Raw genomic sequence first — 7,052 nt, 5'->3', positions numbered from 1 at the left:
AAACGCATGGTCAACCGCCAAGTCCTGACCGAAGACCAGCCCGGAGTGTTCACCCTTATCCCGAAACGGACCTAAACCTCCGAACCGCCCTCTGATGCCTTGCGCTCCCCCGAGCCGGACGTGTGGAAGGCCCTGTACGACGCGGCACGAACGGTTTCTGGAGAGCTTGGCGACTTCGCGCCGTACTGGGTGTTCCCTGGGCCGGCGAAGATCGAGCGGCACGTCCTGCCGTACCCGCTCAGCCGTGATCAGGCGAAGCTCGACCGGCTCAAGTCGGACCTGGTGATGTACCGGCTGGCGTTCGGCCAACCCCGGCAGGAAGACCTCCTCAACCTGCTCCGACGTCGAGAGACCGACGCCGCGGACGTACCCGACATCCTGGATCTGCGACCGGCCCTCGAAGGGAAGCGACAGTGACGGACCAGCCGGCCTGGCAACTCATCCTCACCGCAGCGCGCCAGCTCACGACACACAAGCTCGACTTCAGCCGAGCGGAACTGATCGACGAGGTCCAACAGCTTGACCCGACGCGACACCCGCAGTCGCTCGGCCCCGTCATCCAGGGAATGACCCGAGACACCACCGGCGGCCCGCCGAGCCCGTGCGGGACGCCACTCATCCGGGTCGAACGCGGCCGCTACACGCTCGCCGACAGCCGACTGGCCCCCTCCCCCGCACCTCGGCCAGTGATCCCGGCCCAGCACGCGAGCAGCCGTTCAGGGTCCGAGTCTGCAGAGCCCCGCGCCGACATTGCCCTGATTGGCTGCGTCAAGACGAAACTCGACCACCCTGTGCCAGCCCGCGACCTGTACGTCTCACCGCTGTTCATCCGCCGCCGCGCCTACGCCGAACGACAGGCCCGCCGCTACTACATCCTGAGCGCCGAGCACGGCCTCGTGGCGCCCGAAACGGTGATCGCGCCGTACGACACCGCCCTCGCCCAGCAGAGCAAGGACTATCGGGGGGCCTGGGGCCAATGGGTCACGGCCAAGCTGATACGCGCAGAGGGCCAGGTGCGCGACCGTGTGGTCGAAATCCACGCCGGCGACGAGTACGCGCAAGCGATCGCACCGCTGCTCATCCAGGCCGGAGCGACGGTTTGCCGACCGCTTGCCGGGCTACCGTTCGGTGAGCAGCTCGCTTGGTACGACCGGCAGCCCCAGCTATCAGCACCAGAGCGACCCGTGTCCCTCGCCACTCAGCCCCGGCAAACCGTCCAGCCGCTCGCGCCCACCGCCACATCCGTTCCCGTTCAGCCAGATGCGCGTGCCGTCGTCACTGCCCTGCTGAAGTACGGGCGGGAACATCAGGCCGAACGGGCCGGCACCCCACCCCAGTTCACACCGCACCCCGAAGCCAATACGCTGATCCTGAACGACCCGTTCGCGTTCCTGCTGGCGGTCATCTTCGACCAGGGCATACCCGCCGAGCGGGCCTGGAAGGCACCGTACGACCTGCTTCAGCGCCTCGGACACCTCGACCCGGCACGGATCGCAGCCGAACCAGAGCAGGTGCGTGCTGCCGTCGCCCAACCGCAGGCACTGCATCGGTTCGTCAACAACATGCCCGGATGGCTGGTCGCCGCCGCCATCATCGTCATGAACGAATACGGTGGCGACGCCGGCCGGATCTGGGCGGACGAACCCCGCGCGACCGACCTGGCCACCCGGCTGCGGAGGTTTCCCGGTATCGCACAGAAGAAGTCGGCGATGGCAGTAGAGATCCTGGCCCGCGACCTGGCGGTGCCGATCCGGGAACTATCCGGCACGGACATCGCCTACGACGTGCATGTACGGCGGGTATTCCTCCGCACGCGACTCGCCGAGCGCGACGACCTCGACCACATGGTCGAGGTAGCGCGATGGCTACACCCCGAGCGGCCCGGAGAGCTGGACTTCCCCGCCTGGCTGATCGGACGACGCTGGTGCGGACCAGGCACGCCCGACTGCGGCACCTGCCCTCTGCGCTCCATCTGCCCGAAGGACATCGCCCAGGCGGCGGCGGTGTGAGGGCACACCCCTGTCCGGTCTACCCGATCGGCCAAGGCAGCATCAACGTGGCCACCGAGCGGCAGGCGTAGTATTCGTGACCCACGTGCTCTCTCGACCAGCGGACTTTGTGCATGCGCCCCCAGGAAGCCCACCTGGACCAGCAGGTCCGACGCCCCACGGTCCGCACAGGATACTCAGGTCAGCCCCACTGCCACACGTCCCAACCAGTCCAGGTAGTCCCGCAGATTAAGAGATTGATCTTGGTCGAGTCGTCTGGTCCAACGGGGGCGCGTGAGTCCATCTGTTCGCGGTCAGGCCCCAGCTTCAGCCGGACCGCGTTTCGCCCAGTCCATTCAGCGCTGGCCCGTCCATAGCGCCGGAGCACCCGTGGAGCACCCCGTGCATTGGGTCTCAAGCGCTGGCGGGCGAGCGCTGGTTCGGTATACGGATGCGCTGGCCGGGGCTGGACTGGGCGAATGGCCGCGCAGAGTTGAACGCCTAAAGCACCTCGCCAGGCGACGATCATCGCTGCTGGCGCAGCTGGGGTAGCCAATCCTTCGGCCTGCTCTCCCGGGTGGCGGGTGGCGCTGGCGCTACGTGCAGGAAGCGATCGTGCTGCTCGCCGCAGTCGCCGAGGACCTGGCCACGGCGATGCGGCGCATCCGTCGCCTGGCGTACGCGATCCTGGACGGCACGCTGATTCCGATCGACCGGGTCGCTGACCAGAGGCCGTACTACTCCGGCAAGCACAAGCGCCATGGCGTGAACGTGCAGGTCATCGCCGACGCCGTGGGCCGGCTCGTGTGGGCGTCACCGGCACTGCCGGGCTCGGCGCACGACCTCACCGCCGCCCGCGTCCACGGCATCATCGACGCGCTGACCAGCGCCGACGTGATGACCTTCGCCGACAAGGGCTACCAGGGCGCCCGGGGCAGCGTGCGCACGCCGTTCAAGCGGCGCCGCTTCCGGCCGAAACTGTCGCGCCGCCAGAAGACGGTCAACCGGGCACACGCGAGGATCCGAGCCCGCGGCGAACGGGCCATCGCCACGCTCAAGACCTGGAAGATCCTGGCCAAGCTGCGCTGCTGGCCGCGCCGCGCCACCGTGATCGTGCAGGCCATCCCCGTCTTGCACCACATCGAAGCGAACCGCTACGCAGGATGAAAATGGCTCACTGGAGAGCCGGATGATCGGGAAACCATCACGTCCGGTTCGGCGGGAGGTCGCGCGGAAAAGAACCAGCTCAGACTGGCACCTCGCCGCGCGGCCGACCCATCCGGCTGGCTCATGCACCACCGCCGACTCGTCCGCGACTACGAAGCACGACCAGAAAACTCCGCCAGCATGATCACCCTCGCCATGATCGACACCCTCGCCAAACGCCTCACCGCCGAAACCACCCCAACCTGGCGAGACCCATTAAAACCCCAGAACACACACAATACGTGAATCAGACGTTCCTCTCAGCAACTCCATGATCACCGAGCGACCGCACCCGTCCTACGTCACCCTCCAATCAGCCGCGACACGGCGTACGCCCAGGTCAGGCACACCTCAACCGACTACGCAAAGACCCTGCTACCCAACTACGCAATGGCCCTGCCCTCACCAGTGCTCGCAGTCACCCACCACGGCGTGATGCGAGCGGTGGCCGCCATCTTGCGTGGAAAGTCGCTCGAACATGCATACAACCGAATCGTGCCACATCTGGGCCGCATTGTCGTCGGCTGCCCGCCGGGCAGCGGCCACTGTGAATAAATTACTTGGACCTCAGCCCGGTAGCGTCAGCGACCTCGACGGCGCGCGTACGCGCCCACGCGTCCACCGCGCTGATGTCGGCCATGTCGCGAATTACGCTGGGATGGTATTCATCGACCACCTGTGCGACGGTATCGATGATGTCAACAAAGGACAGCTGCTTTGCGAGAAAGCGCTGCACGCAGATTTCATTGGCAGCGTTGTAGACCGCCGGAGCCCCACCGCCGGTGCGACCGACATGGCGCGCCAACTCAACCGCAGGAAACGCAACATTGTCTAGCGGATCGAGTCGCCATTCGTAGGGTCTCGTCCAATCAAATTTCCTAGCGACATCCGGCAACCGGTCGGGGAAGGCTAGGCCGAAAGCGATAGCGAGACGCATGTCGGGCGGACTGGCCTGAGCAATCACAGCACCATCACAAAATTCGACCATGGAATGGATCTCCGAGGTCGGATGCAGCATCACCACTATATCGTCTAAGGACACATCGAACAGCAGGTGGGCTTCGATGACTTCCAGCCCTTTGTTCATGAGCGTCGCCGAGTTGATGCTGATGACCGGTCCCATTGACCACGTGGGGTGGGCTTGGGCTTGCGCTGGCGTGACTGAGGAAAGTTTGGCCCGCGGCCAGCCTCGAAAAGGTCCGCCGGTTGCGGTGAGGACAAGCCGGCGAACTTCAGATCGAGCACTGGCGCGCAGGCACTGGGCGATCGCGGCATGCTCGGAATCCACCGGAACCAACTGTCCCGGGCGGGCGACCTGCTTGATGAGATCGCTCCCGACAATCAAGGACTCCTTGTTCGCCAGAGCGACAATATTTCCCTCGTTTATTGCGGCGAGAGTCGAGCCCAGCCCTAGCGCTCCGTCGATAGCGTTAAGCACGACATCGACGTTGCTTGCCGCAAGGCGTTCAACTCCTTCCGAGCCTGTGACGATAGTCGGATGAGGATGGCCCGCTGGCGCGATTCCGCGTCGCTCAGCCTCTGCCCTGACTGCCGCCTTGAGCGGTTGCTCGGCATCAGGATCGGCGACCGCTACGATCTCGGGCTCCAAGTCCAACACCTGCTGAGCCAGCAACGGCAGGCGGCGTCCGCTCGCCGCGAGGCCGTGAACGATGAATCGGTCGCGATAACGTTGTAGGACGTCGACCGCTTGTGTACCGACTGAGCCGGTCGAACCCAGTAGTACGATGTGGCGAGCAGCCCCTCCGGTGGACAACATGAACTCCTCCCGCCCGTTTTTACTTCGGCCGTGTTCCTGGTTAGGCATGCGTCAGATTCGGATAGCCCGCCGATACTCGGAATCCGTCTTGCCGCTGGAGCCCGTTACGCGCGATTTCGCATATCAGCGGCATTATACGTGAGAGACCCGAGGGTGGCGTCCTCTGCGGTCTGAGCTGTCTTCATTTCCAGCACAGAGCTGTCAGCGCCCCGCCGGAGAAGGAGACTGCGGAATAGCCCTGGCCCAGGCTCCGGGCGGAGGATTACCGATCATCTTCGACTGCCCAGGTTCGTCGGCTATGATCGAGTAACTACCGATCACGATGAGATCCCAAGGATCGACAGGGACCGAGAGCGCTTCGATCTGTTGTTTCCAGGAGCGCCAGTCAATCTTGAGCCCCTTGACTACTCGGTCAAGGGCGGCACCTATCTCGGTGAACTGTGTGACTGAATCAGGATGCGACTCCGCGTAGAGGCGTAGGGCTTCCCGCGCTCGGGAAACCGACGGTGCAAGCTCGAGCGAGCTGCTTGGGTGGCAATCCTCCGCCAGCGCCACACGCAGCCTGTCCTCGCCTGTGGCTGACAACCTCTGTTCGCGCAGGGAGCTCAGAAGCCGTAGACGCTCCTCTCGACTGAAGAGGATCGCAAGTTCGCGGACCAGATCGGCTGGTTCGTCCGCGAAATGCACGAGGCTGAGAAGCCGATTTGGCTGCTGAAGCAAGCTACGAAGGGTGCCTGACACCTGATTTTTCGGATCAGCTGCACCCTTGAGGCTGCTGAGTCGGACGGTCGCCGGCACGTCGTGTCCCGGCTCACTTCTCAACAACATAATGAGGCACGGCCGAGCAGAGTACAGCGCTTCCTTCAAAACAATTCTATCGATTGAGGCGGCATTAAGCTGATACCGCCAAATCTCACGCCACTTACACGCATCGAGTATCACCTCCTCGACTGCCACGACCGTGAAGCCCCTCTCGCGAACGAAGGAGCAGACGCTGCCCAGCTTTCCCCCAACAAGGCCATCGGGCTTCATCATTAGAAGGGCACCGTCGCGTATCAAGGCATAAGCAGATTCGCCGAGATGTTCAATGATGTCGGCGCGCGCTTCGCGGTAATATACCTCTTGGCGGTAGAGGTCCGCCTTTATTGGCATTCGGGTCAGATCTAACAGCTCCATGAACCCCATTGCCTCCGTTCGTCATGCAGGTGGCCGCCAACCCCGGTTCGGCGAAGGCTGCCAACTGGCACCGACTCCCTTGGACTCCACGAACCAACTGTTCGCATAACCATCACCCGGCCCCACAGTCGCGCGGTCGCCGGCTCCAACGCAGTTGACCCTAACTGGATCCAGGCCCTGACGCCATTCCGGGCTTCCAGCTTGAACTTAGCGCCCTGGCAAAGTCGTCAGGTGATGCCGAGTAGTGCGAGGGGGCGTTTGCTGTTGAAGGCGTGGTGGCGGTTGGCGGCGGCGATGTTGGTGATGCCGGCGGTGCGTAGGGCGCCGCCGTCCGGACCCTGCTCGCCGACGGCACCGTGCGGCCGGGAGACACCGTCGTCGACAGTTCGAGCAGCATCTACGCCCTAGCCCTGGCGATGGTCTGTCACCACTACGACTTCCGCTGCCACATCGTCGCCTCGACCACCGTGACACCGACGATCCGGTCGCAGTCGGAGATCCTCGGCGCACAGTCGCCCAGATGCTGGCCAAGTCCGACCTGCGCCTCGATCAGGACCGCAGGGTCGCACGAATACGCCGACTGCTGCGCGCCAACCCCGACACACACTGAGCCTTTTCGAAGCTGATCTTGCAGCTCGGTGGGTGTGGCGGACCCGGTGATTGATGGGCGCAAGGCTCCAGGTAGGATAGCAAATTGACCAAAACCCGATGCCCCGACCGCCGCTCCCACCGAAAGCAGCGCCGATCCCGCTGGCTGCGACTGAACCCAGGCCGGCAGGCCTTACTTGTCCGCGGCCAGTGAAAGATGGCTCTGAGAGGGCGGTTCGGAGGTTTAGGTCCGTTTCGGGATAAGGGTGAACACTCCGGGCTGGTCTTCGGTCAGGACTTGGCGGTTGACCATGCGT

Annotated in this window: 4 protein-coding genes and 2 pseudogenes; 4 read left to right on the top strand and 2 right to left on the bottom strand. The window is 64.2% G+C overall.

The genetic code is table 11. The features are described 5' to 3' along the window. The first annotated feature begins 99 nt into the window (after positions 1 to 99). The 4 genes and pseudogenes from ACFT41_RS31800 to ACFT41_RS31785 form a co-directional block, all read left to right on the top strand. Entirely contained in the window at positions 100 to 417 is a 318-nt protein-coding gene (locus ACFT41_RS31800; RefSeq protein WP_377590107.1) for a hypothetical protein, read from the top strand. After that, positions 414 to 2,009 carry a DUF6884 domain-containing protein gene (locus ACFT41_RS31795; protein WP_377590109.1) on the top strand — a complete coding sequence of 532 codons (1,596 nt, stop codon included), beginning with the start codon at positions 414 to 416 and terminating at the stop codon, positions 2,007 to 2,009. The genes ACFT41_RS31800 and ACFT41_RS31795 overlap by 4 nt, the downstream gene beginning before the upstream one ends. 570 nt (positions 2,010 to 2,579) lie before the next feature. Next, positions 2,580 to 3,155: pseudogene (locus ACFT41_RS31790) on the top strand (transposase family protein); the annotation flags it as partial. Between the two features lie 114 nt (positions 3,156 to 3,269). After that, a pseudogene (locus ACFT41_RS31785) lies at positions 3,270 to 3,440 on the top strand (IS5/IS1182 family transposase); the annotation flags it as partial. A gap of 310 nt (positions 3,441 to 3,750) precedes the next feature. Here the strand turns inward: ACFT41_RS31785 and dxr are convergent. Together dxr and ACFT41_RS31775 are read right to left on the bottom strand one after the other, a co-directional pair. Continuing rightward, positions 3,751 to 4,971: a 1-deoxy-D-xylulose-5-phosphate reductoisomerase gene (gene dxr, locus ACFT41_RS31780; protein WP_377590111.1), complete on the bottom strand. Its 1,221-nt coding sequence runs from the start codon at positions 4,969 to 4,971 to the stop codon at positions 3,751 to 3,753. A 201-nt stretch (positions 4,972 to 5,172) separates the two neighbouring features. Further along, positions 5,173 to 6,156 carry a nucleoside-diphosphate kinase gene (locus ACFT41_RS31775; protein ID WP_377590113.1) on the bottom strand — a complete coding sequence of 328 codons (984 nt, stop codon included), beginning with the start codon at positions 6,154 to 6,156 and terminating at the stop codon, positions 5,173 to 5,175. Between the last annotated feature and the right edge of the window lie 896 nt (positions 6,157 to 7,052).

The sequence above is a fragment of the Micromonospora sp. NPDC057141 genome, assembly GCF_042670805.1.
Lineage (GTDB): Bacteria > Actinomycetota > Actinomycetes > Mycobacteriales > Micromonosporaceae > Micromonospora.
This window is presented reverse-complemented; position numbering and strand designations above follow the sequence as displayed.